General features: G+C 70.3%; 23 protein-coding genes and 1 riboswitch. Of the genes, 5 read left to right on the top strand and 18 right to left on the bottom strand.

Annotated features, from left to right (window positions below; translation table 11 throughout):
* Positions 1–95: 95 nt before the first annotated feature.
* From ACFY0P_RS17315 to ACFY0P_RS17300, 4 genes are all read right to left on the bottom strand, one after another.
* Positions 96–557, bottom strand: coding sequence for a DUF5304 domain-containing protein (locus tag ACFY0P_RS17315; protein ID WP_388913066.1), 462 nt, complete (start codon positions 555–557; stop codon positions 96–98).
* Between the two features lie 62 nt (positions 558–619).
* Positions 620–1,774: an ArsA family ATPase gene (locus tag ACFY0P_RS17310; protein WP_388913063.1), complete on the bottom strand. Its 1,155-nt coding sequence runs from the start codon at positions 1,772–1,774 to the stop codon at positions 620–622.
* 255 nt (positions 1,775–2,029) lie between these two features.
* On the bottom strand, positions 2,030–2,473 hold the full coding sequence (locus ACFY0P_RS17305; protein WP_093503999.1) for an SRPBCC family protein: 444 nt from the start codon (positions 2,471–2,473) through the stop codon (positions 2,030–2,032).
* 140 nt (positions 2,474–2,613) lie between these two features.
* Complete coding sequence (locus ACFY0P_RS17300) at positions 2,614–3,411, bottom strand: metallophosphoesterase (protein ID WP_388913060.1); 798 nt, start codon at positions 3,409–3,411, stop codon at positions 2,614–2,616.
* 316 nt (positions 3,412–3,727) lie between these two features.
* Between ACFY0P_RS17300 and ACFY0P_RS17295 the strand changes: the two genes are divergently transcribed.
* Positions 3,728–5,524: an AMP-dependent synthetase/ligase gene (locus ACFY0P_RS17295; RefSeq protein ID WP_388913057.1), complete on the top strand. Its 1,797-nt coding sequence runs from the start codon at positions 3,728–3,730 to the stop codon at positions 5,522–5,524.
* 25 nt (positions 5,525–5,549) lie between these two features.
* Here ACFY0P_RS17295 and ACFY0P_RS17290 read toward each other — a convergent pair whose 3' ends face one another.
* Together ACFY0P_RS17290 and ACFY0P_RS17285 are read right to left on the bottom strand one after the other, a co-directional pair.
* Positions 5,550–7,133, bottom strand: coding sequence for a GMC oxidoreductase (locus tag ACFY0P_RS17290; protein WP_388914112.1), 1,584 nt, complete (start codon positions 7,131–7,133; stop codon positions 5,550–5,552).
* A gap of 242 nt (positions 7,134–7,375) precedes the next feature.
* On the bottom strand, positions 7,376–8,518 hold the full coding sequence (locus tag ACFY0P_RS17285) for a glycosyltransferase family 4 protein (protein ID WP_388913054.1): 1,143 nt from the start codon (positions 8,516–8,518) through the stop codon (positions 7,376–7,378).
* A gap of 114 nt (positions 8,519–8,632) precedes the next feature.
* Between ACFY0P_RS17285 and ACFY0P_RS17280 the strand changes: the two genes are divergently transcribed.
* The gene (locus tag ACFY0P_RS17280) at positions 8,633–9,868 is read left to right on the top strand and encodes a glycosyltransferase 87 family protein (RefSeq protein WP_388913051.1); all 1,236 of its coding nucleotides are present in this window, start codon (positions 8,633–8,635) and stop codon (positions 9,866–9,868) included.
* 17 nt (positions 9,869–9,885) lie between these two features.
* Here ACFY0P_RS17280 and ACFY0P_RS17275 read toward each other — a convergent pair whose 3' ends face one another.
* The 5 genes from ACFY0P_RS17275 to ACFY0P_RS17255 form a co-directional block, all read right to left on the bottom strand.
* A complete protein-coding gene (locus ACFY0P_RS17275; protein WP_388913048.1) occupies positions 9,886–11,082 on the bottom strand; it encodes a hypothetical protein in 1,197 nt (398 codons plus the stop codon).
* 30 nt (positions 11,083–11,112) lie between these two features.
* Positions 11,113–12,132, bottom strand: a complete 1,020-nt coding sequence (locus tag ACFY0P_RS17270; protein ID WP_388913045.1) for an NlpC/P60 family protein — start codon at positions 12,130–12,132, stop codon at positions 11,113–11,115.
* Positions 12,133–12,565: 433 nt separating this feature from the next.
* Complete coding sequence (locus tag ACFY0P_RS17265) at positions 12,566–13,600, bottom strand: NlpC/P60 family protein (RefSeq protein WP_388913042.1); 1,035 nt, start codon at positions 13,598–13,600, stop codon at positions 12,566–12,568.
* Positions 13,601–13,810: 210 nt separating this feature from the next.
* Positions 13,811–15,154 (bottom strand): NYN domain-containing protein, encoded by a 1,344-nt coding sequence (locus ACFY0P_RS17260; protein WP_388913039.1) that lies wholly within the window; start codon positions 15,152–15,154, stop codon positions 13,811–13,813.
* 40 nt (positions 15,155–15,194) lie between these two features.
* A complete protein-coding gene (locus tag ACFY0P_RS17255; RefSeq protein ID WP_009309707.1) occupies positions 15,195–15,434 on the bottom strand; it encodes a hypothetical protein in 240 nt (79 codons plus the stop codon).
* A 153-nt stretch (positions 15,435–15,587) separates the two neighbouring features.
* Here ACFY0P_RS17255 and ACFY0P_RS17250 point away from each other — a divergent pair, with 153 nt between their 5' ends.
* A complete protein-coding gene (locus tag ACFY0P_RS17250; RefSeq protein WP_388914109.1) occupies positions 15,588–16,382 on the top strand; it encodes a rhomboid family intramembrane serine protease in 795 nt (264 codons plus the stop codon).
* Positions 16,379–16,660, top strand: coding sequence for an Lrp/AsnC family transcriptional regulator (locus ACFY0P_RS17245; protein ID WP_020137395.1), 282 nt, complete (start codon positions 16,379–16,381; stop codon positions 16,658–16,660). Before ACFY0P_RS17250 ends, ACFY0P_RS17245 begins: the two co-directional genes overlap by 4 nt.
* A gap of 197 nt (positions 16,661–16,857) precedes the next feature.
* On the opposite strand, the gene ACFY0P_RS17240 is transcribed toward ACFY0P_RS17245, so the two are convergent.
* From ACFY0P_RS17240 to ACFY0P_RS17215, 6 genes are all read right to left on the bottom strand, one after another.
* Positions 16,858–18,219 (bottom strand): aminotransferase class V-fold PLP-dependent enzyme, encoded by a 1,362-nt coding sequence (locus ACFY0P_RS17240; protein ID WP_388913037.1) that lies wholly within the window; start codon positions 18,217–18,219, stop codon positions 16,858–16,860.
* A gap of 181 nt (positions 18,220–18,400) precedes the next feature.
* A riboswitch (SAM riboswitch) is annotated at positions 18,401–18,517 on the bottom strand.
* Between the two features lie 395 nt (positions 18,518–18,912).
* Positions 18,913–19,977, bottom strand: a complete 1,065-nt coding sequence (trpD, locus tag ACFY0P_RS17235; RefSeq protein WP_388913035.1) for an anthranilate phosphoribosyltransferase — start codon at positions 19,975–19,977, stop codon at positions 18,913–18,915.
* Between the two features lie 132 nt (positions 19,978–20,109).
* Positions 20,110–21,747, bottom strand: a complete 1,638-nt coding sequence (locus ACFY0P_RS17230) for a cytochrome bc complex cytochrome b subunit (RefSeq protein WP_388913033.1) — start codon at positions 21,745–21,747, stop codon at positions 20,110–20,112.
* Positions 21,744–22,802, bottom strand: a complete 1,059-nt coding sequence (locus tag ACFY0P_RS17225) for a Rieske 2Fe-2S domain-containing protein (RefSeq protein WP_388913030.1) — start codon at positions 22,800–22,802, stop codon at positions 21,744–21,746. The genes ACFY0P_RS17230 and ACFY0P_RS17225 overlap by 4 nt, the downstream gene beginning before the upstream one ends.
* Positions 22,799–23,611: a c-type cytochrome gene (locus ACFY0P_RS17220; protein ID WP_388913027.1), complete on the bottom strand. Its 813-nt coding sequence runs from the start codon at positions 23,609–23,611 to the stop codon at positions 22,799–22,801. Before ACFY0P_RS17220 ends, ACFY0P_RS17225 begins: the two co-directional genes overlap by 4 nt.
* Before the next feature lie 77 nt (positions 23,612–23,688).
* Positions 23,689–24,309 carry a heme-copper oxidase subunit III gene (locus tag ACFY0P_RS17215; protein ID WP_388913024.1) on the bottom strand — a complete coding sequence of 207 codons (621 nt, stop codon included), beginning with the start codon at positions 24,307–24,309 and terminating at the stop codon, positions 23,689–23,691.
* 178 nt (positions 24,310–24,487) lie between these two features.
* On the opposite strand from ACFY0P_RS17215, the gene ACFY0P_RS17210 reads away from it, so the two are divergent.
* Positions 24,488–24,889, top strand: coding sequence for a hypothetical protein (locus tag ACFY0P_RS17210; RefSeq protein ID WP_388913021.1), 402 nt, complete (start codon positions 24,488–24,490; stop codon positions 24,887–24,889).
* Positions 24,890–25,011: 122 nt separating this feature from the next.
* Here the strand turns inward: ACFY0P_RS17210 and ACFY0P_RS17205 are convergent, their stop codons facing one another.
* Complete coding sequence (locus ACFY0P_RS17205) at positions 25,012–26,274, bottom strand: Ig-like domain-containing protein (RefSeq protein ID WP_388913018.1); 1,263 nt, start codon at positions 26,272–26,274, stop codon at positions 25,012–25,014.
* Positions 26,275–26,337 lie beyond the last annotated feature (63 nt).

The following is a 26,337-nucleotide window of genomic DNA, read 5'->3' as shown; positions in this document are numbered from 1 at the left end:
GCGAGGCGGAGGAGGGAGTCGACGCGGTGGGGGCACCTCCCACGCCCTTGGGGCAGTGGGGGAGGGAACCCGACGGCAGGGCCTTCAGGGGGCTGTCAGTCGAGATCGATGCGTTCCCCCGGGCCGTCGTCCTCGCCCTTGTCGTGGCCGCGGGAGGCCCAGCGGGTCTCCTGGGCCTGGACCGCGGAGCGGTAGGCGGCGAGAAGTTCGCTGCCGGCCGCGGCCAGGTGGTCGAAGACGTCCGGGTTGCGCTCTATGACGGGCTCGACGGCGTTCTTCGCCTGCTGGACGACCTGCCGGACCACCTGCTGGGCGGCGGGTCCGGCGACCGCGCCGAGCAGCGGGGTCTGAATGCCGGAGAGCTTGTCGGCGACGGCGTCGACGAGTCGGCGCAGTTCCTCGGCGGCCGACCCGGGGGGCGGGCCGTACTGGGCGCGGCGGCGGGCCTTCTCCGCCTCCAGGTCCTCGGCGCAGGCGGTGGCCCAGGCGTCGTCGTCCGTCGCCCGTACCTCGTCCGCGGCCTCGGAGGCGTCAGCAGTGGGGCGCTCTTCGCTCATGACGGACTCCTGACTACGGTTCGTCTTACGACGTTACCCGAACGGGCGTACCGGTTTCACCGTCAGCGCGGCCACAGCTCCGGGTCCGGCGCGAACCGCAGCCGCAGCTCGCCGTCGCGCAGGGCGGCCCCGGCGACGGTGCAGCGGCGCAGGGCCGACGGCAGGGCGACGATCCGGCGGAAGCCGCCCACGGTGATCACGACCTCGTCGCCGCGCCGGACGAGGTCGAGGTCGTCCCGTATCGCGCCGGGCAGCGGGATCTGCCAGACGAGGACGCCGTCCTCCTCGATCCGGTCGGCGACGGGCCACTCGACCGGGGCGGGCGCGGTGTTGACACCGGGCACGGCGAGCGCGGCGAGGTCGTCGGTGCCGCGCGGGTCGTGCCCGTGGTGGGCGACCGCGGTGACGTCGTACGCCTCTCCCCACTCCGCGAGGGTCTTGCGCTGCTGGGCGACGAGGGCGTGCAGGGGGGTGGCCTCGGGCAGCACGCGGTTGGCGACCAAAGTGTCGACGGACAGGCCGCGCAGGGCGAGGCCGAGGCGGGCGGTGCGGACGGCGTCGGCGCCGGCCGGGCCGGGATCCGCGACCAGGCGTACGGCGGTGCGGCGGTCGGCGAGGACGGCCTGCACGGCGGCCAGCTCCGTGTCCCAGCGTGCGGCCGTCTCGTAGAGCCAGTCGGCGGGCATGGGGACGCCGGCGAGCCGGCCGAGGACGGGGCGCAGGGCGCGGGCCGCCTGCCGCTCGGGCGGGAGCAGGCGGCGCAGGTACCGGCGGAGCTCCTCGGGGAGGGCGAGCAGGTCGAGGGCCTGGGACACCGGCGGGAGATCGACGACCAGCAGCTCGTAGCGCTCGGAGAGGGCGGCGTCGCGCAGCGCGCGGAGGAAGGAGAGTTCCTCGGCGCCGGGCAGGGGGGTGAGCTCCTCGGCGTCCAGGCGGGAGGCGCCGAGCAGGTCGAGGACGTTCGCGGCGCGGGTCTGGAAGGCGGTGAGGTCCTCGCGGAAGCGGGCGGCGGCGTCGGGGCGCCAGGCGGTGAGGGCGGGGGTGAGGCGGGTGGGCTCCGGTCCTGTCGCCGCGCCCAGGGCGGCGCCGAGGGTGTCCGTGCGGTCGGCGCTCAGGACGAGGGTCCGGGTGCCCTCGGCCGCGGCGCGCAGGGCGGTGGCCGCGGCGACGGTCGTACGGCCGCTGCCGCCGGGGCCGGTGATCAGGAGGGTGCGCATGAGGGTGAACCGTAACCGAAGCGGGCCGCGCCTGACGGTGCCCGGCGCTGGGGCCGGGGGGTGGGGACGCTTACCGGCGCTTGCAGGGTGCTCCGGCGGCACGCCTGCCCGCGGCTATGAAGCCGACGCGACTGCAGCGCCCCGTAAGGGGCGCTGGGGGTGCCCCCGGCCGAAGGCTGGGGGAGGAACTGCGCGATCAGCCGCGACGGACCCGCACCCGGGGTCCTACGCGTACCCCCGCTACGCGCCCTTACCTCACTTCTCCCCCGACTCCACCCTCTTCTTCAGGCCCGCCAGCGCCCGGTCGATGATGACCTTCTCCGCCTTGCGCTTGATCATCCCGAGCATCGGGATCTTCACGTCCACCGTCAGCGAGTACGTGACCTCGGTCGAGCCCGCGCCCGCCGGCTTCAGGAGGTACGAGCCGTCCAGGGAGCGGAGCATCTGGGACTTCACCAGCGTCCAGGAGACCTCGTTGTCGCCGGTCCAGGTGTATCCGAGGACCTGGTCGTCCTTGATCGCGCCGGCGTCCATGACCAGCCGGACCTGCTCGGCACGGCCCTGGGCGTCGGTCTTCAGGACCTCCGCCTCCTTCACTTCGCCGGTCCAGTCCGGGTAACGGCCGAAGTCGGCGATCACCGCCATGACGTCGGCCGGGGCCGCCTCGATCGTGATGTTCGAGCTGGTGTGTTCCGCCATCGCCGTGGCTCCTCCAGATGCGGGCCGGTGGGACCGGTGGGACCAGTAAGGGGGTCGGCGTGCGCGGGCGTGCGCACACGCGTGCCGCGTGAAGGCTACCGCGCGTCCGACCAGCCGACTTCACCCCCTGTCCGGGGCCGTCACCATTCCAGCGCCCAGGGCCTGCCGGTACCGGCGAAGTGCCCGACGTTCACGCACTCGGTGGCCCCGATCCGCATCCGCTTCACCAGTGGCTGGTGGACATGCCCGAAGAGCGAATACCGGGGGCGGGTGCGGCGGATGGCGTCCAGCAGCGCCCGGCTGCCCCGTTCGAAACGGCGCGCCACCGTGTCGTACACCAACTCCGGCACCTCCGGCGGAATGTGCGTGCAGAGCACGTCGACCTCGCCGAGCGCCTCGATCTTCGCCGCGTACTCCTCGTCGGAGATCTCGTAGGGCGTGCGCATCGGGGTGCGCAGCCCGCCGCCGACGAAGCCGAAGACCCAGCCGCCGATCTCGACCCGCTCGCCGTCCAGAACGGTGGTGCCCGGGCCCGCGTACTCCCGCCACAGCGGCGGCATGTCGACATTGCCGTACGTCGCGTACGTCGGTGTCGGGAACGCCGCGAACATCTCGGCGTACTGCTTGCGCACCGCCTTCTCGATCGCCGTCGCCCGGTCCATGCCGATCCCACCCCACAGCCGGGCACCGAGTTCCCGGACCTCCTCGAAGCGGCGGGCGGTGCGCAGTTCGACGAGGCGGTCGGCGTTCTCGACGCCGAACAGGTCGGGGAAGATACCGCGGGAGTGGTCGGCGTAGTCGAGGAAGAGGACGAGGTCGCCGAGACAGATCAGGGCGTCGGCACCGTCGCCGGCTCGGGCCAGGTCACGGGCGTTGCCGTGCACGTCGCTGACCACATGGACGCGGGTCCTTCGGATGCCGGAGGGTGTGGCTGCCATGGTGATCAAGCGTAGGCCTGTGCGGCAAACGTGAACAGGCGGTGGCCGGGCTTGCGGTTACTGGTCAGTCACTAAAGCAGTGGACTACCGTACGCGAAGGAACACCAACCTGTGTGACGCACCGAACATCTCGTCGGACCCCCCTGTCGAAGAAGCCATACCGGCGGGTAACGTCCGGGCAGTCCAGTCGTGCTCAGGATTTCAACCAACGGATCTTCCACCCCGTGGCGAAGCCCTGGGCACCTGCCCGAGCCTTGGACCGCACCGTCGCATCGCACAACGTCGTGGCGTCGGCGCCCTATGAGGAGCAGCAGTCTTGCGCGAGTTCAGCCTTCCGGCTTTGTACGAGGTCCCCGCGGACGGCAATCTGACCGACATCGTCCGCAGAAACGCCGCGCAGCATCCGGACGTCGCCGTCATGGCCCGCAAGGTCGGCGGTGTCTGGCAGGACGTGACCGCCACCGCCTTCCTGGCCGAGGTGCACGCGGCCGCGAAGGGCCTCATCGCCTCCGGCATCCAGCCGGGCGACCGGGTCGGCCTGATGTCCCGCACCCGCTACGAGTGGACGCTCCTCGACTTCGCGATCTGGAGCGCCGGCGCGGTCACCGTGCCGGTGTACGAGACCAGCTCGCCGGAGCAGGTGCAGTGGATCCTCAGCGACTCCGGCGCGACCGCCTGCATCGTCGAGCTGGACAACCACACGGCCGCCGTCGAGTCGGTGCGCGAGACCCTGCCCGCCCTCAAGCACGTCTGGCAGATCGAGGCCGGCGCCCTGGAGGAGCTCGGCAGACTCGGCCAGGGCGTCACCGACGCCACGGTCGACGCGCGCAGCTCGCAGGCGAAGGCGGACGACCCGGCGACCATCGTCTACACGAGCGGTACGACCGGCCGCCCCAAGGGCTGTGTTCTCACCCACCGCGCCTTCTTCGCGGAGTGCGGCAACATCGTGGAGCGGCTGCGCCCCCTCTTCCGCACCGGCGAGTGTTCCGTCCTCCTCTTCCTCCCGCTCGCGCACGTCTTCGGCCGGCTCGTCCAGATCGCCCCGATGATGGCGCCGATCAAGCTGGGCTGCGTCCCGGACATCAAGAACCTCACCGACGAACTGGCCGCCTTCCGGCCGACGCTGATCCTCGGTGTCCCGCGCGTCTTCGAGAAGGTCTACAACTCGGCGCGCGCCAAGGCGCAGGCGGACGGCAAGGGCAAGATCTTCGACAAGGCCGCGGACACCGCGATCGCCTACAGCAAGGCGCTGGGCACCCCGTCGGGCCCGGCCCTCGGACTGAAGATCAAGCACAAGACCTTCGACAAGCTGGTCTACAGCAAGCTGCGCGCGGTGCTCGGCGGCAGGGGCGAGTACGCGATCTCCGGCGGCGCCCCCCTCGGCGAGCGCCTGGGCCACTTCTTCCGCGGCATCGGCTTCACGGTCCTGGAGGGCTACGGCCTGACGGAGTCCTGTGCGGCGACCGCGTTCAACCCCTGGGACCGGCAGAAGATCGGCACGGTCGGGCAGCCGCTGCCCGGCTCGGTGATCCGGATCGCGGACGACGGGGAGGTGCTGCTGCACGGCGAGCACCTGTTCAAGGAGTACTGGAACAACCCGGCCGCGACCGCCGAGGCGCTGGCCGACGGCTGGTTCCACACCGGTGACATCGGCACCCTGGACGAGGACGGCTACCTCAGGATCACCGGCCGCAAGAAGGAGATCATCGTCACCGCGGGCGGCAAGAACGTCGCTCCGGCCGTGATCGAGGACCGGATCCGCGCGCACGCGCTGGTCGCGGAGTGCATGGTGGTGGGCGACGGGCGGCCGTTCGTGGGCGCGCTGGTCACCATCGACGAGGAGTTCCTGGGCCGCTGGGCGGCCGACCACGGCAAGCCGGCGGGTGCCACCGCGGCGTCGCTGCGTGACGACCCGGATCTGATCGCGGCGATCCAGGACGCTGTCGACGACGGCAACGCCGCGGTGTCGAAGGCGGAATCGGTGCGGAAGTTCCGCATTCTGTCCTCCCAGTTCTCGGAGGAGTCGGGCCACCTGACGCCGTCCCTGAAGCTCAAGCGCAACGTGGTGGCGAAGGACTACGCGGACGAGATCGAGGCCATCTACCAGAAGTAGTACGGCATTTCAGGCCTCCGGGAACTCAGAAGTCCTCGGCGAGAACCCGTTCCATCGCCCGCTCGGCGAGCGCGGTGATGGTGACGAACGGGTTCACGCCGATGTTCCCGGGCACGAGTGAGCCGTCCGTGACGTACAGCTTGGAATACCCCTTCACCCGGCCGTAGTTGTCGGTCGCCTGCCCCAGTACGCAGCCGCCCAGCGGGTGGTAGCAGAAGTCGTCCGCGAACACCTTGCTGCTCGACCCGAACAGGTCGTACCGGTAGATCGTCGCGTTGGCCGCGTTGATCCGGTCGAACAGCTTCTTGGCCATGGCGACCGAGACCGCGCTCTGGGCCGCGGTCCAGCCCAGCTTCACCCCGCCGCTCGCGGAGTCGTAGGTGAAGGAGGCCCGTTGCGGGTTCTTGGTGATCGCCAGATACAGACTCACCCAGGTCTCGAACCCGATGGGCAGCGGGGCGATCTCCGCGAAGACGGGGTTGGCGGTGTTGGCCCAGTCGTCGATGCCCATGACCGGCATGGTCGCCTGGTTGGCGCCGGTGGTGTCCCAGATGTGGTTGGCGCGCCCGAGCATGGTGTTGCCGTTGGTGCTCCAGCCCGCCCCCACACTGGAGTTGAGCGCGGGCAGCGCCCCGGTGTCCCGGGCTCGGACGAGCAGTTCGGTGGTCCCGAGGCTCCCGCCGCCGAGGAAAAGGTAGGTGCAGCTGTACTGCTTGCTCTCGACGACGGCTCCGCTCGTGTCGATCCGATCCACGCTCAGCACGTACGAACCGTCGCTCGCCTTCGTGACGCTCTTCACCTTCTCCAGGGTGTGGATGGTGAGGTTGCCGGTGCCGAGGGCGGCTGCGAGGTAGGTCTTGTCGAGGCTCTTCTTGCCGTAGTTGTTGCCGTAGATGACCTCCTGGGCGAGCGCGGACTTGGTGGCGGTGCCGGCGGCCTCCTGCTCCATGTAGCCGAAGTCGTAGACGTTCGGCACGAAGGTGGTCTTGAGCCCGGTGTTGGCGGCGGCCTTCCGGGAGGTCCGGGTGAACTGGTACCACTCGGTCGACTCGAACCAGGTGGCGTCGACGGTGTTGACGCCAAGCACGGTGCGGGCGCGCGGGAAGTACGTGTTGTACATCGCGGTGGCGTCCACGGTCGGGAACTGCTCGGTGAAGTACGACTGGAGCGGCGTGACCGCCATCCCCCCGTTGACCAGCGACCCGCCCCCGACACCACGCCCCACGTACACGGACATGTTGTCGTAGTGCACCCGGTCGAGCACCCCCGCATAGGGAGTGATGTCCTTGTTGACGACATCCAGCCAGAGGAAGGTGGCGAGCGGGGCCTCCGTACGGGTCTTGAACCACATGGACCGCTTGTCCGGGGCGGCGGTGGAACAGAAGATCTTGCCGTCGGAGCCGGCCGTGTTCCACAGCTGGCCCATCTCGATCATGAGGGTCCGTACCCCGGCCTGCCCGAGCCGCAGCGCGGCCACGGCCCCGCCGTACCCGGAACCGACCACGATCGCGGTGGCGTTGTCGACGTCGGCCGCTTCCTCGGCGGCCTGCGCCGTCTGGAGCCCGACACGGGTGAGACCGGCCGCGGCGGCGGTCTGGAGGGCGATCATGCCCAGGATATGACGTCTCGTCAGCTGACGCTGCATCAGTTTTGCTGCCATGCGCGCAGCATGTGCGGATTTTCCGGTTCCGCCTAGAGCTGCGACAGAGTTAGTGACGCGCCCCGAAGGGGCACGGAGCTGTATTCGACATGCGGCTACCGCCGCGTTGGGGGTCCCCCCGCTCGAGCGAAGCCGAGAGTGGGGGAGCGACCAGCCACAACGCACCCGCGGACAACACGCGACCCGCCCCTCTACAACAACGCCTTCAACCGCTCCGCGAGGAGATCCCAGCGCCACTTCTCCTCGACCCACCGCCGCCCGCGCTCCCCCATCCGCTGACGCAGTTCGGAGTCCCCCAGGAGCGCCACGATGCGCTCGGCGGCCTCCTCCGGGGACCCGCCCCGCACCACCCACCCGGTCTCCCCGTCGAGAACCGCGTCCGGCGCCCCGCCCGAATCCCCGGCCACCACCGGCAGGCCCGTCGCCGAGGCCTCCAGGTACACGATCCCGAGCCCCTCCACGTCCAGCCCGCCCCGCCGGGTCCGGCACGGCATGGCGAACACGTCCCCCGCGCCGAAGTGCGCGGGCAGCTCCGCCCACGGCACGGCCCCCGTGAAGCGCACGGAGTCCTCGACGCCGGTCTCCTCGGCGAGGCGCCGCAGCTCCTTCTCGTACGGCCCGCCGCCCACGATCAGCAGCACCGCGTCCGGCTCGGCGGCCAGGATCAGCGGCATCGCGAGGATCAGGGTGTCCTGCCCCTTGCGCGGCACCAGCCGCGACACGCACACGACCACCGGCCGCTCGCTCAGCCCCAGCCGCGCCCGCACCGCGTCCCCGCCCGACCCGGGGTGGAAGGTCTTCTCGTCCACCCCCGGCGGCAGCTGCACCATCCGCCCCGCCGCCTGCGCACTGAGCGCGGTCGCGATCCGGGACCGCGTGTACTCGCCGAGATAGGTGATCGTGTCGGTCGCGTCCCCGATCCGCCCGAGCAGCTGCCGGGCCGCGGGCAGCTGGGCCCAGCCCGCCTCGTGCCCGTGGGTGGTGGCGACAAGGCGCTCCGCCCCGGCCTTCCGCAGCGCCGGCGCCATCAGGCCCAGCGGAGCCGCCGCCCCGAACCACACGGACGTGCACCCGTGCTCCCGCAGCAGCCCGACCGCCGTCCGGGTCGCCCCGGGCGTCGGCAGCAGCATCGTCGTACGGTCGCGTACCACGGTGAAGGGCTGCTCCGCGTCGAACGCGGCGGTGGCCTCGACTCCCTCCCGGCTCCGCTTCCAGGTGGACGCGTAGACGACGAGCCGCTCGGGGTCCAGGCGCAGGGCCATGTTGTGCAGGAAGGCCTGGATGCCGCCCGGCCTGGGCGGGAAGTCATTGGTCACGACGAGGGTCTTGTTCATCGGCGCCGACCCTACCCGCACAGGGTGTTCGGCCGTGCTTCATGGCCCCCGCACAGGACATCGGGAGATCATGTGGCCCACTCGACACGGCGACGCCGACGGACAGGGGCTCAGGTGGACAGGACGGGCGTGCGGCGTGCCCTGGCGTTGCCGCTGTTCATCTGGGGTGCCACCCGGCTGGTGCTGCTGCTGTTCGTCCTGAAGGTGTTCGTGTTCCCGGGCGCGGACGTCACCAGCGACGTCTCCGTCATCTACCAGGGCTGGTACGAGGTCCTGCGGCACGGAACGTTTCCCCTGGACGACGTCACCTGGCAGTACCCGCCCGCGGCCGCCCTGGCGATCCTCTCCCCCGGCCTCCTCCCCTTCCTGGACTACCCGACCGCCTTCTTCGTGCTGGCCTGCCTCGCCGACCTGGTGGTCCTCTCCCTCCTCCTCTACACCGGCCCGCGCCCCGGCCGCACCCTGCGCGGCGCCTGGGTCTGGGTGCTGGGCGTCCCGCTGCTCGGCCCGACCGTCTACGCCCGCTACGACCTGATGGTCACCGCCGTCGCCGTCGCCGCGCTGCTCGCCGGGGCCCGGCACCCCCGGCTCATGGGCGCGCTGGCGGGCTTCGGCGCGATGGTCAAGGTGTGGCCGGCGCTGCTGCTGGTGGGTGCGGTACGGCGGCGGGCCTGGGCGTCGGCGGCCGTCACCGCGGGCGCGGTCGGCACGCTGTTCGCGGTGGCCATGCCGGGCGCGTTCGCGTTCCTGACCTTCCAGCGGGACCGGGGCACCGAGGTGGAGTCCCTGGGAGCGCTGGTCCTCCACGTCGCCCGGCACTTCGGCTGGCACGGCGAGGTGCTGCTCAACTACGGCTCGATCGAATTCCTCGGCCCGCACGTGAAGGCGGTGAGCACGGCGGCCCTGCTGTTCACCGTGGCCGCGTTCGGCTGGCTGCTGCTGTGGCGGCTGTCTGCGGCCCGCTTCCGGCCGCACACGCTCGCGGACGCGGCCTTCACCGCCGTCCTGATGTTCACGATCACCAGCCGGGTGATCAGCCCCCAGTACATGGTGTGGCTGGTGGGCCTGGCCGCCGTCTGCCTCTGCTTCCGCGCCGGCCGCATGACCCTCCCGGCCGTCCTGGTCCTCCTGGCGACCTTCGTGACGGTCCTGGAGTTCCCGGTCGGCTTCTCGCACGTCGTGGTCAGCGACTGGTACGGCATCACCCTGCTGCTCCTGCGCAACGGCCTGCTGCTCGCGGCCACGGTCACGGCGGCCCGCGCACTGTGGCGCTCCACGGTGCCCGGGGACACCGTCGCCCCCTTCCCCGCCCAGGCGACCCACACGGAGGAGACCCAGGTCTCCTCCTGAGCCCGGGTGCGCCCGGCTCAGTCGCCCAGCTGGGCCTTCACGTAGTCCTGCCAGCGGGCGGTGAAGTCCGGCAGGGTCGTCCCGAGTTCGGTCTTCAGCGCGTCCTCGACCGCGCCCGCCCGTTCCTTGTGCGCGCCGACGGCGCGGTAGAAGGCGCCGAGCCTCTCCTCGCCCCAGTGGGCGGCGATCATCCGGCAGGCCAGCCAGCCGCCCTCGTAGGCCTGGGCCAGCTTGGTGGGGTCGTCGGTGAAGCCGAAGTCCTGGTCCGCCGGGAGGTCTTCGGGGGTGTCCCCGGCCTCGACGGCGCGGGCGAGTTCGGGGGCCACCTCGGTGGGCGTGCGGTCGGTGCCGAGGTAGCCGATCCAGTCGGCGTAGCCCTCGGAGAGCCAGAGCGGGGTGGCGGCCGTGGTGTGGGCGCGGGTGGCCACGTGGGTCGTCTCGTGGGTGAGGACGACCTGTCTGCCGACCGCGCCGAGGACGGCGTACGCATCCGGGTTGAGGATCACCCGGTCCGCCGGGGCCTGGCCGGAGCCTCCCGCCTCGCCGGTGGTGACGGCGGCGATGCCCTTGTAGTTGGAGGCGGGGGCGCCCAGCAGGCCGGCCATGCCGTTCAGCGACCCGGGTACGAGCAGGACCACCCGCCGCGTCCAGTCCGTGCCCCAGGCCTTGGAGACCTCCGGGACGGCGGTGTCGGCGAGGCGCGCGTAGCCGCGCAGCGCGGTCCGGGGCTGGCCGACGCCGAGGACGAGGGCGTGGGCGGTCTTGACGGCGGTCACCTTGCCCTGGTCCCAGAGCTGCTGTCCGGACTTCTTGGCGGGCTTGTCGTATGTGACATACCACTGCCCGTCGGCGGTGCGGCTGAGGGTGAGCGTCCGCTCCGCCGTGACCGGTGCCTTGTCGTAGCCCTGTATCCGGTAGCTGAGCTGCGCGTCGGCGGTGGCCCCGGCGCCGTCGGGGTGGAGGGCGGTGAGCCGGTAGCTCCAGGCCGCGAGCGGTACGGCCCGCAGGTTCCCGTACGAACTCCGGGTGCCGGTCTCGGCGTACGCCTCCTCGTCGTGGCCGAGGACCGCGGCCGAGCGGCGGTCCAGGACCTGCTGCACCTCGGCCATCGCGGTACCCGTCGACGACGCCCCGGCGCCGCATCCGGTCAACGGCAGGAGCAGCAGACACAGCCCCACCGCTCCTGAGCGCCACACCCGTCCACGACCAGCCACTTTCCGATCGTACGGGCAGGAGCCCGGAAGTCAGGGCCGGGTGACGGAGGCGACCGGCATCATTCCGACCGGGTCGTAGCGGACCGGGGCGCCCGGGTAGGGGGCGTGGATGACCTGGCCGTTGCCGACGTACATCCCCACGTGGCTGGCGTCGGAGCGGTAGACGACCAGGTCACCGGGTTGCGCCTGGGAGAGCGGCACCTGATGGCCGGCATAGCGCTGCTCCTGCGAGGTACGCGGGAGGTGGATCCCGGCATGGGCGTACGACCACTGCATCAGGCCCGAGCAGTCGAAGCCGGAGGGGCCGCTGGAGCCCCAGACGTACGGCTTGCCGAGGGCGGAACGGGCCGCGGCGATCGCGGCGGCGGCGCGGCCGTCGGGGACGGCGACGCCGGAGAGGTCCGGCAGGTCGGCGCGGTCGGCGCCGCGGGAGGCGTGCTCGAAGGCGGCGCGGTCGGCGGCGGGCAGCGCGTCGAGGAGCCGCCGGGCCTTGGCGAGCTTCCTCTCCACGACGGCCTTGTGGAAGGCGACCGTCTTGCGGCTCTTCTCCAGCTCGGCAAGGCTCCCGGCGGCCTCGGCGCGCTCCTGGGCGAGTTCGCGCATCGCCGCCTGGAGCCGCTTGAGCTGCCCGGCCCGGCGGTCGTCGACGCGGTCGATGAGGGAGGCCCGGTCGAGGTAGTCCTGGGGGTCGTCGGAGAACAGGAGGGCCACGGTGGGGTCGATGCCGCCGGAACGGTACTGGGCGCCGGCCAGCGAACCGAGCGCCTCCCGCATGGTGTTGATGCGCTGCTGCTGGCGGGCGATGCGGTCCTGGGCGTCGTTCACCTCGCGGCGCAGCGCGTCGGCCCGCTCGTCGGCCTTGTCGTAGGCCTGGGTCGCCTCCTCGGCCTGCTGGTACAGCCGGTCCACCTCGGCACGGGTGTCGGCGTGCGGGGCGGCACTCGCCGGCACGGCACCGAGCGCGGCGGCCGCGGCCGACAGCACACAGAGAGCGGCACCGGCGCCCCGGTTGAACCCGGACGACGGTACGAGACGGCGATGAGACCCCACGGGAAACGGCACCCCTTTTGCTTGTCGGACGCCGACGGTCTCCCCCGGTTACAGGGGAAACGCGCCAGACATTGACGCCCTCCCCCGCCCGAAGACGGGGAATTCCGGTCCGCACCGCACAGCGGCGCCACCACGGGTTCCTGTTTCACAGGCCGCCGCCAACCCGTGTGGGCTGGTCCTACGCGGCCTCCGCAGGCGTGACTTTCCGCCCGTCCGGCGGTAGGTCCGACAACTCGGTCGCCGAACGCCGCGATGCTAGCCATACGACCGGCCGACGGCCAAAGACCTCCACGGCCACGCAAACGCCACGCCCCGCCGCTGACGCAGGTCACCGGCGGGGCGTGGAGTCAGTTTCGATTGTTGCGATTCGCCCGTTCGGGCGGCACAGCGAGTTGATCTTCGGCCGTACGGGTGTCGGCGTAACCCGGTGGGGTCAGATCCGGACGCCGAACTCGAAGGTCATGTCGCTGATCGACTCGTAGCGCACGACGGCACCGGTGTGCGGGGCGTGCAGCACCTGGCCGTTGCCGGCGTAGAGGCCGACGTGGTGGTAGTCGCCGTAGAAGATGACCAGGTCGCCGACCTTGAGGTCGCTCTCGCTGTAGATGCGGGTGCCGGCGTTGGCCTGCGCCTCGGAGGTGCGCGGGATGGTGACGCCGGCCTGGGCGTAGGCCCAGGAGGTCAGGCCCGAGCAGTCGAAGGAGGACGGGCCGGAGGCGCCGTACACGTACGGCGAGCCGATCTTGGACTGGGCGGCGGCGAAGGCCGCGGCGGCCCTGCTGGAGGCGGAGCCCGTGTTGCCAAGGTCCACGCGGGAGGAGGCGCGGCTGGCGGCCTGGGCCTGCTCCGCGTCGAGGGCCGCCTTCTCCTTGGCCGTCAGGGTGTTGAGCAGCTTCTGCGCGTCGGCGAGCTTGGCCTGGACGGCCGACTTCTGCTTGGCCAGCTCGGTGCGGGTGGCGGAGAGGTCCTTGAGCTTGTCGGAGGCCTCTGCCCGCTCCTGGGCGAGTTCGCGCTGTTTGTCCTGAATCTTCTTCAGGGCCTCGACCTGCTGGCTGCTCAACTGGTCGAGCGTGGAGGCCTTGTCGAGGTAGTCGTCCGGGTCGGACGAGAGGAAGAGCTGGACCGACGGGTCGATACCGCCGGAGCGGTACTGCGCGGTGGCCAGCGAACCGAGGCCGTCCCGCAGCTTGTTGAGGTCCTCCTGACCACGGGCCACGTTGTCCTGGATCGTGGATATTTCCTTCTGCAGCTTCTGCTGCTTGTCCTTGGCCCCGTCGAGCTTCTCGGTGGCCTGCTCGGCCTCCTCGTAGAGCTTGTCGACCTTCGCCTTGACCTCGTCCTTGGTCAGCTTCTCGCTGGGCGCCGCGTTGGCGGCGTTGGCGCTGAGGACTACGGCGGCGGCTGCTGCGGTGGTGAGCACGGTCACGCGCGCACGACTCGGCTGCTTGGGTCGACGATGGGACGCCACGGAGACGGGCTCCTTCGTTTGAGTGATCACCCGTGTGGAGGTTCGAGGCCAGACCCTAGTGACCTACCTGTGATCAGTTCAAACCCAGCAGCCAAAAAAGTGGTCACGCAACGCACTCTTTGCACATAACTCACGAGCAGTAATGCGCGATTGACGCTACGTTGCGTGACGGTTCGGTCAATTCGGGCATTGCATATGCGGGTTGCACGTTCAGGACAGTCGTTTCAGAAGCATCGCAGAAGCGACCGGGCGGGCACCCGCCTTCGCGACCCCGTCGGCGACCTCGCGGTCGGTCGAGGCGACGATCACCGGGCGGCCCGGCGGCTCGGCGCGCACCAGCTGGCGGATCAACTCGTCCGCGGTCACACCGGGCTTGGAGAAGAGGACGCGGACCCCGCGCGGCGGGGCGAGCAGCACCGGCGCGGCCAGCTCGGCGCCGTCGAAGACACAGGTGACCTCGGCGCCGGTCTGGGCGGCCAGCTGGGAGAGCTGGCCGAGCAGCCGCAGCCGCTGCTTCTCCAGCGGCATCTGCGGATAGCCGGTCTTGGTCACGTTGTAGCCGTCGACGACCAAGTGCGCCTGGGGCAGGGCGAGCAGCTGGTTGAGGATGGCCGGGTCGTGCTCGGACAGCGCGCGCGCCGCGATGTCCTTCGGGGTCATTCGTCCCGGTTCGACCGCGTCCACGGTCTCGGCGGGCCGCACCGAAACCGGCGGCAGGGCCAGCTCCCGGCGCAGCCCCTGGGCCGCGTCGAGGACGGTGTCGAGCAGCAGCCGCAGCCGCATGTCCTCGACGCTGCGCCCCTCTCGGGCGGCCCGGCGGCTGGCCTCCAGGGCCGCCTCGACCTCGCCGAGCCGGGCCTTGAGCCGCCGGCTCTCGCTCTCCGCGGCGGACACCAGGGACTGCCCCTCGGCCCGCCCCGTCTCCATCTCGGCCTGCAACTTGCGCAGGGCCGCCTCACCGCGCTTGACGTCGCTCAGGGCGGCCCGCAGTTTGCGGTGAAGCGATTCCGCTTCCTTCTTGGCCGCGTCCAGCTCGGTGCGCAGCCGCTCCGTCTCGGACCGGGTCTGCTCCCGGGCCCGGTCCAGCTCCTCGCGCAGCCGCTCGAGTTCGGCCCGGCTCTCCTCGTCGGCCCGCTCGGCGTCGGCCCGCTGGGCCTCCTCGCCGGCCGCCGCCACGAGTTTCACCCAGCCCGTGGGGCGCAGTACATAGGCCGCGGCCGCCACATCGAGCGGGTCCGCGGCCGGGGGCGGGGAGCCGGAGTCCAGGGCGCCGGCCAGTTCGGGCTGGGCCTCTCTCAGCTTCTCCCCGATCCGCTGCCGGAAGAGGGTGTCCGTCTCCAGCGCGGCGGCCATGGCGTTCCCCGCGAACTTGGCCCGGCGATTCGGGGCAAAGCGGGCGTACTGCCGTAGCTGTGCGGGCAGTTCGCCGACGGTCAGCCCGCCGAACCCGTCCGACACGATCTGTACGACACGCCGTCGCACACCGTCGGGCAACGGACGGTCAAGCACCTCGGCGGTGCCGTCGCCCGGCCCCCCGCCTGTGGTCTCCACCATCCGTCACACCCCATCACCTGTACGGGGCCGGCTCCCGCTCTCAGGAGTCGGCGCCCGGCCTGTCCACGAGTTCCACCTGGTCCACCGCGTTGCACCAGCGGCAGCGCACCGACTCGATGGTCTCACTGACCACCTCGCGCTCCTCGACCTTCGGCTCACCGGCCAGGTCGAGGTGGACGTACTCGACCACCTTCGACGAGCGGGTCACGTCGAAGCGCGTGAGGTTGCCGCAGAGGGTGCAGCGCCACCGCGTCGTGGCGGTCGGCAGGGGAACCGTCATCGTGGCTTGTTCGCTTCCTTCTAGTGTCCGTGACGCGCCGTCCCGACGCGTGTGGCTCGTAACCCTACGGCCTGGCGGGTACTCGACGCCGCCCCGTCTGCGGCGGCGAGGCGGTCTGCACCAGTGCGTCCCGTTACGCCATGCTCTATGTCCATGATCGGCAACTGGAACACGACGGCCGCCCGGACCCTGCGGAGCCTGCGGGGCACGTCCGCGCCCATGACGTACACCCTGATCGCCGTGTGCTGCCTGATCTTCGTGCTGGGCCCCGTCTCGGGCTTCACCCCGTCCTATGGCACCGGAGAGGCCCTCGCGACCGCCCAGCGGGCGTACTTCCGGCACTGGGGGGTGGTGCCCGCCGATCTGTTCGACGGCCCGGCCCGGGAGGCGCTCACCCCGGCCACGGCGCTGTTCATCCACGGCAGCTGGGTGCACCTGCTCGGCAACATGCTCTTCCTCTTCGTCTTCGGGGCGATGACCGAGGAACGGATGGGTCGCGTGGAGTTCACGCTCTTCTACGTGGGCTGCGGCTATCTCGCCCTGCTCGGCTACGCGGCCGCCAACGCCACGTCCCAGCAGTCGCTGGTAGGCGCGTCCGGGGCGATCTCGGCGGTCCTCGGAGCGTTTCTGTACCTGTTCCCCAGCGCTCGCGTGACCAGTCTCCTCCCCTTCCTCTTCTTCCTCCCGCTCCGATTCCCGGCCTGGGTGGTCCTCCCCTTCTGGGCGGCCCTCCAGTGGCTGGCCCTGAACCAGGCCCCCTCCGGCCCCGGCGTGGCCTACCTCGCCCACCTGGTCGGCTTCGGACTCGGGTTCGGCTACGCGTGGGTGCGGTACAGAAAAAAGAAGGGCGCGCAGCGCGGCCTTGGAAGGGCGGTGGTGGGCGACGGGCGGGCGACTAAAGTGAGGACCGCCCCAGCTCCGGCACCCGAGGGAGAGAACCAGCCGTGATCACCGCGATCGTCCTCATCAAGACCAGCGTGGACCGGATCCCCGAGATCGCGGAACGGATCGCCGCGCTGGAGAGCGTCAGCGAGGTCTTCTCCGTCACCGGTACGTACGACTTGATCGCCATGGTCCGGGTGAAGCAGCACGAGGACCTGGCCGAGGTCATCCCCGGCTCCATCAGCAAGATCCCCGGCGTGGAGGCCACGGACACGCACGTCGCGTTCCGCACGTACTCCCAGCACGACCTGGAGGCGGCGTTCGCGATCGGCCTGGACAGCTAGTAGGCACCGCCCACTGAAGCGCCCCGTCAGGGGCGCGGGGAACTGCGCGACAAGCCCCCGCGGACCCGCAGTGGAGCACGGAGCTCCGTGCCCGGCCGCAGGCCGGTGGGGGCTGAGCGCGCAGTTCCTCCCCCAGCCTTCGGCCGGGGGTACCCCCAGCGCCCCTGACGGGGCGCTGCCCCTGAGGTCGGTCTGGATCACACCGCCGGGACGCAGCGGCCGTCCTCCGTGCGGTACGTCCACTTGGCGCCGTCGGCGACCAGTTCCCGCACCGCGTTCACGAAGCGCTCCACGTGCTCGTCCGGCGTTCCCGCCCCGAAGCTCACCCGGATCGCGTTGAGGGACTTCTCGCCCGGTGCCGCCTCCGGCGCCCCGCACTCGCCCTGGGTCTGGGGGTCGGAGCCCAGCAGGGTCCTGACCAGCGGGTGGGCGCAGAAGAGGCCGTCGCGGACGCCGATGCCGTACTCGGCGGAGAGCGCGGCGGCGAAGTGGGAGCTGTTCCAGCCGTCCACCACGAAGCTGATCACGCCGACGCGGGGGGCGTCGTCGCCGAAGAGGGAGAGGACCCGGACCTCGGGGACCTCGGCCAGCCCCGCCCGCACCTTCTCGATCAGGTGCCGCTCGCGGGCGACCAGGGTGTCGAAGCCGGCCTCGCTGAGTGCCTTGCAGGCGGACGCGATGGAGTAGGCGCCGATGACGTTGGGCGACCCGGCCTCGTGCCGCGCCGCGCTCTCGTGCCACTCCACGGCCACCCCCCCGTCCTCGCGCCGGGTGACCTTGCGGCTGGCGCCGCCGCCCGCGAGGTACGGCTCGGCCGCCTGCAGCCAGTCGGCGCGGCCGGCCAGGACGCCGGAGCCGAAGGGGGCGTACAGCTTGTGACCGGAGAAGGCGACCCAGTCGACGTCCAGGTCCCGGACGGAGACAGGGTGGTGCGGGGCCAGCTGGGCGGCGTCCAGGACGATCCGGGCGCCGTGCGCGTGCGCGGCGGCCGCGAGCTGCCGGACGGGCCACAGCTCGCCGGTGACGTTGGACGCGCCGGTGACGCAGACCAGGGCCGGGCCGTGCGGGTCCCGGTCGGCGAGGGCGCGTTCCAGGGTCTCGACGGCCTGCCGCGGGGTGCGGGGGGCGTTGAGGTAGGTGACCCGGGCGTCCTGCCACGGCAGCAGGGAGGCGTGGTGCTCGGTCTCGAAGACGAAGACCTGGCAGTCGGCGGGGAGGGCGCGGGCCAGGAGGTTCAGGGAGTCCGTCGTCGAGCGGGTGAAGACGAGCTGGTCGTCGGGGCGGCAGTCGAGGAACTCGGCGACGGTGCGGCGGGCGTTCTCGAAGAGGTCCGTGGAGAGCTGGGAGAGGTAGCCGGCACCGCGGTGGACGCTTCCGTAGTAGGGCGCGTACGCCGCCACGTCGTCCCAGACCCGCTGGAGGGCTGGGGCGCTGGCCGCGTAGTCGAGGGCGGCGTAGGTGACCTCGCCGCCGGTGACGAGCGGGACGGTGACATCACGGCCCAGAACGGGCAGCGGGGAACAAACGGACTGGGCGGAGGCAGCGGTGGAGACGGACATGGCGGAACTCCCGTGAGAGGCGTGGCGGAATCACCGTGCGAGCGCGCGGACGACCGCGGCTCCAGCACGGGGAAAGAGAAAAAGGGGATGCAAAGGGATGCGGAGGCGGGGCTCTGCGGCCCTATCGCATTCGCTTGCTCACGGAAGACTCCTCGACGACCAGGACCCCTGGTGTACGAGGGGTCCGCGCTTGCCGCAGACCTCGCTGCCTGCGGCCTGGTCTTCACCCGGGGCACCCCGCCACGGACGGAGGGTTGCCGGACAGTCGGCCGGGGCCTCATGACTGTCACTCATGACCTGGGAAGAAACGTAGGTGAAGTGATCGCGGCCGCGCAACTCCTGTCCGGATGACGGGACGGGCGCGAGGACGGCTCGGCACCGCCGGGAAGGCCGTTCATGGTTGCGCGCCGTTGCGGCGGAAAACATGACCGGCCAGCGGAAGAGACCAGGCAGAAGACCCGACCGGAAGAGGAAGCGGCGACGACTCCCCGTGCGGGACGGCCGTGCCCGTGCGCAGTCAGACACCGCCGAGAAGGGTGTGTGCGCGCTCGCCGTTGCGGCGGAGAAGAAGGTGCACGCCGGTCCATTGTCAGCGGCACCGTGCCGGCGTCCTCTTTCCGCCGCAACGGCGATCGGCCGCGACGGCGGGGCCCGGCGGTGCCGGACCCCGTCCCAGCCGCCTGGGCCGGCCCCCTACTTGTTCGTCGCCGCCGCCCAGCGCTCCAGGACCAGCTTGGCCGCACCCGAGTCGATCGACTCGGCCGCCCTGTCCATGCCGGCGCGGAGCTGCTCGGCCAGGGTCCCGGCGGCCGGGTCGAGGGCCACCAGGGCCGCCGCGGAGTTCAGCAGCACCGCGTCCCGCACGGGACCCTGCTCGCCGTCCAGCAGCCTGCGGGCGACCTCCGCGTTGTACGACGGGTCGCCGCCCCGCAGCGCCTCCACGGGGACCAGGTCGATACCGACGTCACGGGGGTCGAAGGTCTCCTCCGTGACCTTGCCGTCGCGGACGATCCAGACGTGGGACGTGGCGGTCGTCGTCAGCTCGTCGAGGCCGTCGTCGCCGCGGAAGACCAGCGAGGAGTTGCCGCGCTCCGCGAAGACGCCCGCGACGACCGGGGCCATGCGCGGGTCCGCGACGCCGACCGCCTGGGCCCGCACCCGCGCGGGGTTGGTCAGCGGGCCGAGGATGTTGAAGACCGTGCGGATGCCCAGCTGGCCGCGCGCGGCGCCCGCGTGTCGCAGCGCCGGGTGGAACTTGATGGCGAAGCAGAAGGTGATGCCCGCCTCCTCGGCGACCTCGGCGACCCGCTGCGGGGTCAGGTCGAGGTTGACTCCGAGCTTCTCCAGGACGTCGGAGGCCCCGGACGCGGAGGAGGCCGCGCGGTTGCCGTGCTTGACGACCTTCGCGCCGGTGCCTGCGACCACCAGCGCCGACATCGTGGAGATGTTCACCGTCTTCGCGCCGTCGCCGCCGGTGCCGACGATGTCGACCGTGCGGCCCGGCACCTCGATGACGTTGGCGTGCTCGTACATCGTGCGGACGAGCCCGTTGATCTCCTCGACCGTCTCGCCCTTGGCCCGCAGGGCGACGACGAAGCCCGCGATCTGGGCGTCGGTGGCCTGGCCGCGCATGATCTGGTCCATCGCCCAGGCCGTCGCCTCGGCGCTCTGGTCCTGGCCGTACAGCAGCGCGTTCAGTACCCCGGGCCAGGAACGGCCCGCCGCGGTGTCGCCTCCAGCGGGGGTCACAGCGCTCATAAAGCCGCTCCTGATCGTCGTACGGGCAACAGAGGTTCTCAGGACTACCCTATCCAGCTCCGAGCACGGCGAAGGGCCCCCGTCCGTACCCCGGACGGGGGCCCTTCGACCGTGGCGTGGCGACGCGGTCGATCAGTGGTGGCCGTGGCCGCTCGTGATCTCCTTGTACTCCTCGACAGTCGGCTTCGGGATCTGGTTGTCCTCGCCGTAGTAGGCGTTGCTCAGCTTGGCGCGGAGCTTCTCGGAGCCCTTGATCTTGCGCTCGACCCCGTTCTCGTCGACCGCCGGGCCGACCTGGGCCGGCTCGTACTGGTGGTGCGCCGTGAGGGTGTGCAGCTGCTCCTGCGAGAGCGGCTCGTGGACCTCGATGAACTCACCGTGCGGCAGCCGCTTGATGATGCCGGTCTCGCGGCCGTGCAGCACCTTGTCCTTGTCCCGGCGCTGCAGGCCGAGGCAGATCCGCTTGGTGATGATGAACGCGATCACCGGTCCGGCGAAGAAGAAGATCCGGACGAACCAGGTCACGTCGTTGATCGACAGGTGGAAGTGGGTGGCGATGAGGTCGTTGCCACCACCGACCAGACCCACCATGTACACGGTCACCCAGGCGACACCGAAGGCGGTGCGGGTCGGGGCGTTGCGCGGACGGTCCAGGATGTGGTGCTCGCTCTTGTCGCCGGTGACCCAGGACTCGATGAACGGGTAGACCGCGATGGCCGCGAGGACCAGACCGAACAGGATCAGCGGGATGAAGACGCCCAGGACCAGGGTGTGGCCCCAGAAGTTGATCTCCCAGCCCGGCATGTAACGGATCAGACCCTCGGCGAAGCCCATGTACCAGTCGGGCTGGGCGCCGGTGGACACCTGGTCCGGACGGTAGGGGCCCATGGCCCAGATCGGGTTGATCTGGGTGGTCGCCGCGATGGCTGCGATGACACCGAAGACCAGGAAGAAGAAGCCTCCGGCCTTGGCCATGTAGACCGGCAGCAGCGGCATGCCGACGACGTTCTTCTCGGACTTTCCGGGACCCGCGAACTGCGTGTGCTTGTGGTAGAAGACCAGGATCAGGTGGCCCACCACCAGGCCGAGCATGATGCCCGGCAGCAGCAGGATGTGGATCGAGTAGAACCGGGCCACGAAGTCGTGGCCGGGGAACTGCCCGCCGAAGAGGAAGAACGAGATGTACGAGCCGACGATCGGCATCGACAGGATCGCGCCCTCGGTGAAGCGGACACCGGTGCCGGAGAGCAGGTCGTCCGGGAGCGAGTAACCGGTGAACCCGGTGAACATGCCCAGGACGAACAGCAGGAAGCCGAACAGCCAGTTGATCTCACGCGGCTTGCGGAACGCGCCCGTGAAGAACACGCGCATCATGTGCACGAACATGCCGGCGAGGAAGATCAGCGCGGCCCAGTGGTGGATCTGCCGGATGAGCAGACCACCGCGCACGTCGAAGGAGATGTGCAGGGTCGAGCTGAACGCCTCGGACATCGTCTGTCCCTGGAGCGGGACGTAGCTGCCGTGGTACACCACCTCGTTCATCGACGGGTGGAAGAACAGCGTCAGGTACACACCCGTCAGGATGATGATGATGAAGCTGTACAAGCACACTTCGCCCAACATGAACGACCAGTGGTCGGGGAAGATCTTGCGCATGTTGGACTTGGCCAGGGAGTAGATCCCGAGCCGTCCGTCGGCCCAGTCGGCGACGCGCTCGCCGGCCGGTGCCTTCCCGCGCTCGCGGGACTCGGGGTTCTCGTTAGTGCTCATCCGCGCTCCCAGAAGGCAGGACCGACGGGCTCGTCGAAGTCGCCGAGCGCCTGGAGGTAGCCCTCCTCGCTCACGCCGATGCGCAGCTGCGGCAGGGCGTGGCCGGCCGGGCCGAAGATCACTCGGGCTCCGTCGGAGAGGTCGAAGGTGGACTGGTGGCACGGGCAGAGCACGTGGTGGGTCTGCTGCTCGTACAGCGAGATCGGGCAGCCCACGTGGGTGCAGATCTTCGAGAAGGCGACGATGCCTTCGTGCGACCACTCGAGCTCGCGCTTGTCCTTGATGTTGTCCGGCTGCAGCCGGATGATCATCAGGGCCGCCTTCGCCATCACGTTCTGGAAGTCCTCCTGGGACTCCTCGACGCCCTCGGGCTTGGCGAAGGTCAGCGAGCCGACGGCGACGTCGGAGGGACGCAGCGGCTCGTTGGTGTTCATGTTGACGAGCAGCTTGCCCTTCGACCACGCCGTGTGGCGCAGCGAGGTGCCGGGCAGCGGGCCGAGGTCGCGCAGCAGCACGACGCCGGAGAGCGGGACCAGGGTCAGCGCGCCGAACATCGTGTTGCGGATCAGCTTGCGCCGGCCGAGCGCCGACTCCTTGGCGCCCTGCTTGAAGTCGGCCAGGACCTTGGCCTTGACCTCCGGCGGGGCCGAGATGGCGTGCCGCTCGTCGGCGACCTCCACGTCGGACATCAGGGTGCGGGCCCAGTGGACCGCGCCCGCGCCGATGCAGAACAGCGCCGTACCGAGGGTCAGGCCCAGCGCGAAGTTCAGCGCGCTGATGTGACCGATCGGGAAGACGAAGATCGCCTTGTCTTTGGGGATCGTCACATAGGAGGCGATGAAGCCGACGGTGGCCAGCATCGACACCGTGAACAGCAGGGCCACGACGCGCTCGGACCGCTTGGCGGCCCGCTCGTCGATGTCCTGGATCCGGTGCTCGTGCGGCGGCAGACCCGGGTCCGAGAACGGGTCCTTCTCGTCCGCCACACTCACGGCGGTGTGCGCGTGGTCCTGCTCAGCGGGCAGGTTCTCTTCTGGAATGTCTTGGCTACTCATGACTTCTTGGCCTTTGCGGTCCGAGCGGCGACCCAGACGGCGACCGCGATCAGTGCACCGAGACCGAAGATCCACGCGAACAGACCCTCGCTGACCGGCCCGAGGCCGCCCAGGTTGAGACCGCCGGGGTTCACCGTCTTGCTGCTGTTGACCGAGTCGAGGTACGCGATGATGTCCTTCTTGTTCTTCTGCGACATCGTGGTGTCGGGGAAGGACGGCATGTTCTGCGGGCCCGTCTGCATGGCCTCGTAGATGTGCCTCGGGGCGACGCCCTTCAGGTCCGGAGCGAACTTGCCCTTGGTCAGCGCGCCACCCGAGCCGACGAAGTTGTGGCACTGCGCGCAGTTGGTGCGGAAGAGCTCGCCACCCGCGGCGATGTCCCCGTCGTCCGGGCTGTACTGCTCCTTGGTCGGAACCTCGGGACCGGCGCCCAGCGAGGCGATGTACGCCGCGAGCTGGTCGATCTGGGCCTGGGTGTAGATGTTCTTCTTCTTGACGACCTGCGGGCCCTGCGAGGTGGCGGCCGGCATACGGCCGGTGCCGACCTGGAAGTCGACGGCCGCGGCGCCCACGCCCACCAGGCTGGGGCCGTCGGACGAACCCTGACCGCCGGTGCCGTGGCAGCTGGCGCAACCGACCGAGTAGAGCTTCTTGCCCTCCTCGATGGTCAGGGACTGGGATGTTTCATCGGCCTGCGCCTTGCCCGCGGGTGCGAACGCGGCGTACAGCCCCCCTGTGCATGCCAGCGCGAGGAGTAGGACGACGACCGCCGCCAGCGGATGGCGTCGTCGTGCGGAGAGCTTTTTCACGGATTACCCCGGTGTCAGGATCTTCTGCGTCGATGCTTCTGGAAGGTGCGCTTCTACGGCGCGTGGTGCCGGCCCGGCTACTTGATCAGGTAGATCGTGGCGAACAGGCCGATCCAGACGACGTCGACGAAGTGCCAGTAGTAGGACACGACGATGGCCGCGGTCGCCTGCTCGTGCGTGAACCTCTTCGCCGCGTAGGTGCGCCCCAGGACGAACAGGAAGGCGATGAGACCGCCCGTCACGTGCATGCCGTGGAAGCCGGTGGTCAGGTAGAACACCGAACCGTACGGGTCGGAGGAGAGGGAGATCCCGTCCTCCTTGACCAGGCTCGTGTACTCGTAGATCTGACCGCCGATGAAGATCGCACCCATGATGAAGGTGACGATGAACCAGCCCCGGAGCTTCTTCACGTCCCCGCGCTCGGCGGCGAACACACCGAGCTGGCAGGTGAGGGAGGAGAGCACCAGGATCGTGGTGTTGGTCGCGGAGAACGGAACGTTGAGATGGCTCGCCATCTCCTTCCAGTGGTCCGGACCGGTCACCGATCGCAGGGTGAAGTACATCGCGAAGAGGGCCGCGAAGAACATCAGCTCGGAACTCAGCCAGATGATGGTTCCGACGCTGGTGAGGTTCGGCCTGTTGACCGACGGGTGCGCGTGCCCGGTATCTACTGTCGTTGCTGTCGCCACGACCGACATTATGTCGGTCGCTTATCTCGCGCTCACTCCGGGGGGTGCCGTTCGGAGTGTCCGCCCCCCGTGTAGTGCCCGGATGGCCCATCGAAGCGATGTTCCAACAGGTGTTGACGAGGTGTTCAGGGGAGTAGCATCCGGCGCATCGGTCCTGTCCGTACGACGCTGACGTCTCGGAGGAACAATGCAGCCGACCGCCACGGTGCTGGTCTACAGCGACGACTCCAACACCCGCGAACAGGTCCGGCTGGCCGCCGGCCGGCGACCGGCTCCCGATGTGCCGTTCGTCGAGTTCCTGGAGTGCGCCACGCCTGCGGCGGTCCTCGCCGAGTTGGACAAGGGCGGCATCGACGTGTGCGTCCTGGACGGCGAGGCCGTGCCGATGGGGGGCATGGGGATGTGCCGGCAGATCAAGGACGAGGTGTTCAACTGCCCGCCGGTGCTGTTGCTGATCGGGCGGCCGCAGGATGCCTGGCTGGCCACGTGGAGCCGGGCGGACGCGGCTGTGACGCTGCCTGTGGAGCCGGTGGAGTTCGCCTCGGCTCTGGCGTCCTTGTTGCGGCAGAAGAGGCTGCTGAGCGCCTGAGGGGGTGGGGCGCGGGCTGCGTGCGCGCGTGCGGGCCGTGTGTGGCCGGTCGCGCCCGCGCGGCGGCAGCCGCATATCGGATACGGCCCCGCGCCCCTGGGTTGGCTGCCCTTGAGGGCGTTTCACAGTGCTGCCGGCTGCACTCTCGCCGCGTCCTCCGGCTTCGGGCCGTCCGGGGTGCCGTTGGTGAGGGCGCTGCCCTTGCGCCAGTCCTTCCAGGCGAGGTTCCAGTCGCCGAAGCCGTTGCCGAAGTTCTCCATCTCCTTGCCGTTGGAGTTGACGACCTTCACCAGGTCACCCGGGTGGAAGGTGTCGAAGAACCACTCCGCGTTCGAGGTGTTCATGCCCGTGCAGCCGTGGCTGACGTTCTCGTAGCCCTGGGAGCCCACCGACCAGGGCGCGGCGTGCACGTACTCGCCCGACCAGGTGACCCGGGTGGCGTAGTAGACCGGTAGGTCGTACGAGTCCGAGGTGCCCTCGGCGATGCCGACCGTGGTGCCGCGCATGCGTACGAAGTACTGCTTCTCCAGGACGACCTTGACGCCGTTGCGGGTCTCGAAGCCCGGTTTGCCGGTGGTGACGGGGATCTGGTTGATCTCCTTGTCGTCCTTGTAGACCGTCAGCTGGTGGGTGCTGGCGTCCGTGACGGCGAGGAGCTTGTCGCCCGTGGTGAGCTTGAGGGGCTTGGCCGCGCCGCCCCACAGACGGTCGCTGATCCTGACGCCGTCCAGGTTGCTGTGCACCTGGACGGTGGCGTGGGTGGGCCAGTACTCCTTGGGCCGGTAGTGCAGTTCCTTGTCGCTCACCCAGTACCAGGAGCCCTCCACGGCCGGGACCGAGTCGACCCTGAGGGCGCGCTCGACGACGGCGCGCTGGGCCTTGTCCTTGATCTCGTGGTCGAGTTGGGCGGTGACCGGCTGGCCCACGCCGTACTCGCCCGCCTTGGGGCCGAAGGTGACCTTCAGCCGCTGCCGGGTGGTGGGCGTACTGGTGTCGAAGGTGAGGACCTTGCGGCCGGGCGCCCCGTCCTCGTCCTCGGTGCTGACCTGGACCGTGTAGTGGGCGTTGGCGGCCAGCGGGGAGGTGCTGTGCCAGCGGCGGCCGTCGGCGTCCAGTTCGCCCGCCACGAAGCGACCGGTGGCGTCCTGGGCCGTGACGTCGGTGATGCGGTCCTCGTCGCTCTTGGCGACGACCTCCAGGGGCTTGTCGGGGTCGGCCCGCTTCCCCGTACCGGTGGGTGTGTTGAAGGAGATCTGGTCCGCCGCGTCGTACGGCTTGTCCGCGAGGGGGTTGCCGTCCGAACCACAGGCGGTGACGCCCGCGCCGAGGGCGATCACCAGCAGGGTGCAGCTGACGACGGTACGGGCGCACGGAGAGTGACTCATACTGTCACGCTATGAGATGTTTTCCGGACCGGCGCGGCGGATAGCCCGGACGGGGGACGGCCG

Source organism: Streptomyces sp. NPDC001714 (assembly GCF_042892755.1).
GTDB lineage: Bacteria > Actinomycetota > Actinomycetes > Streptomycetales > Streptomycetaceae > Streptomyces.
This window is presented reverse-complemented; position numbering and strand designations above follow the sequence as displayed.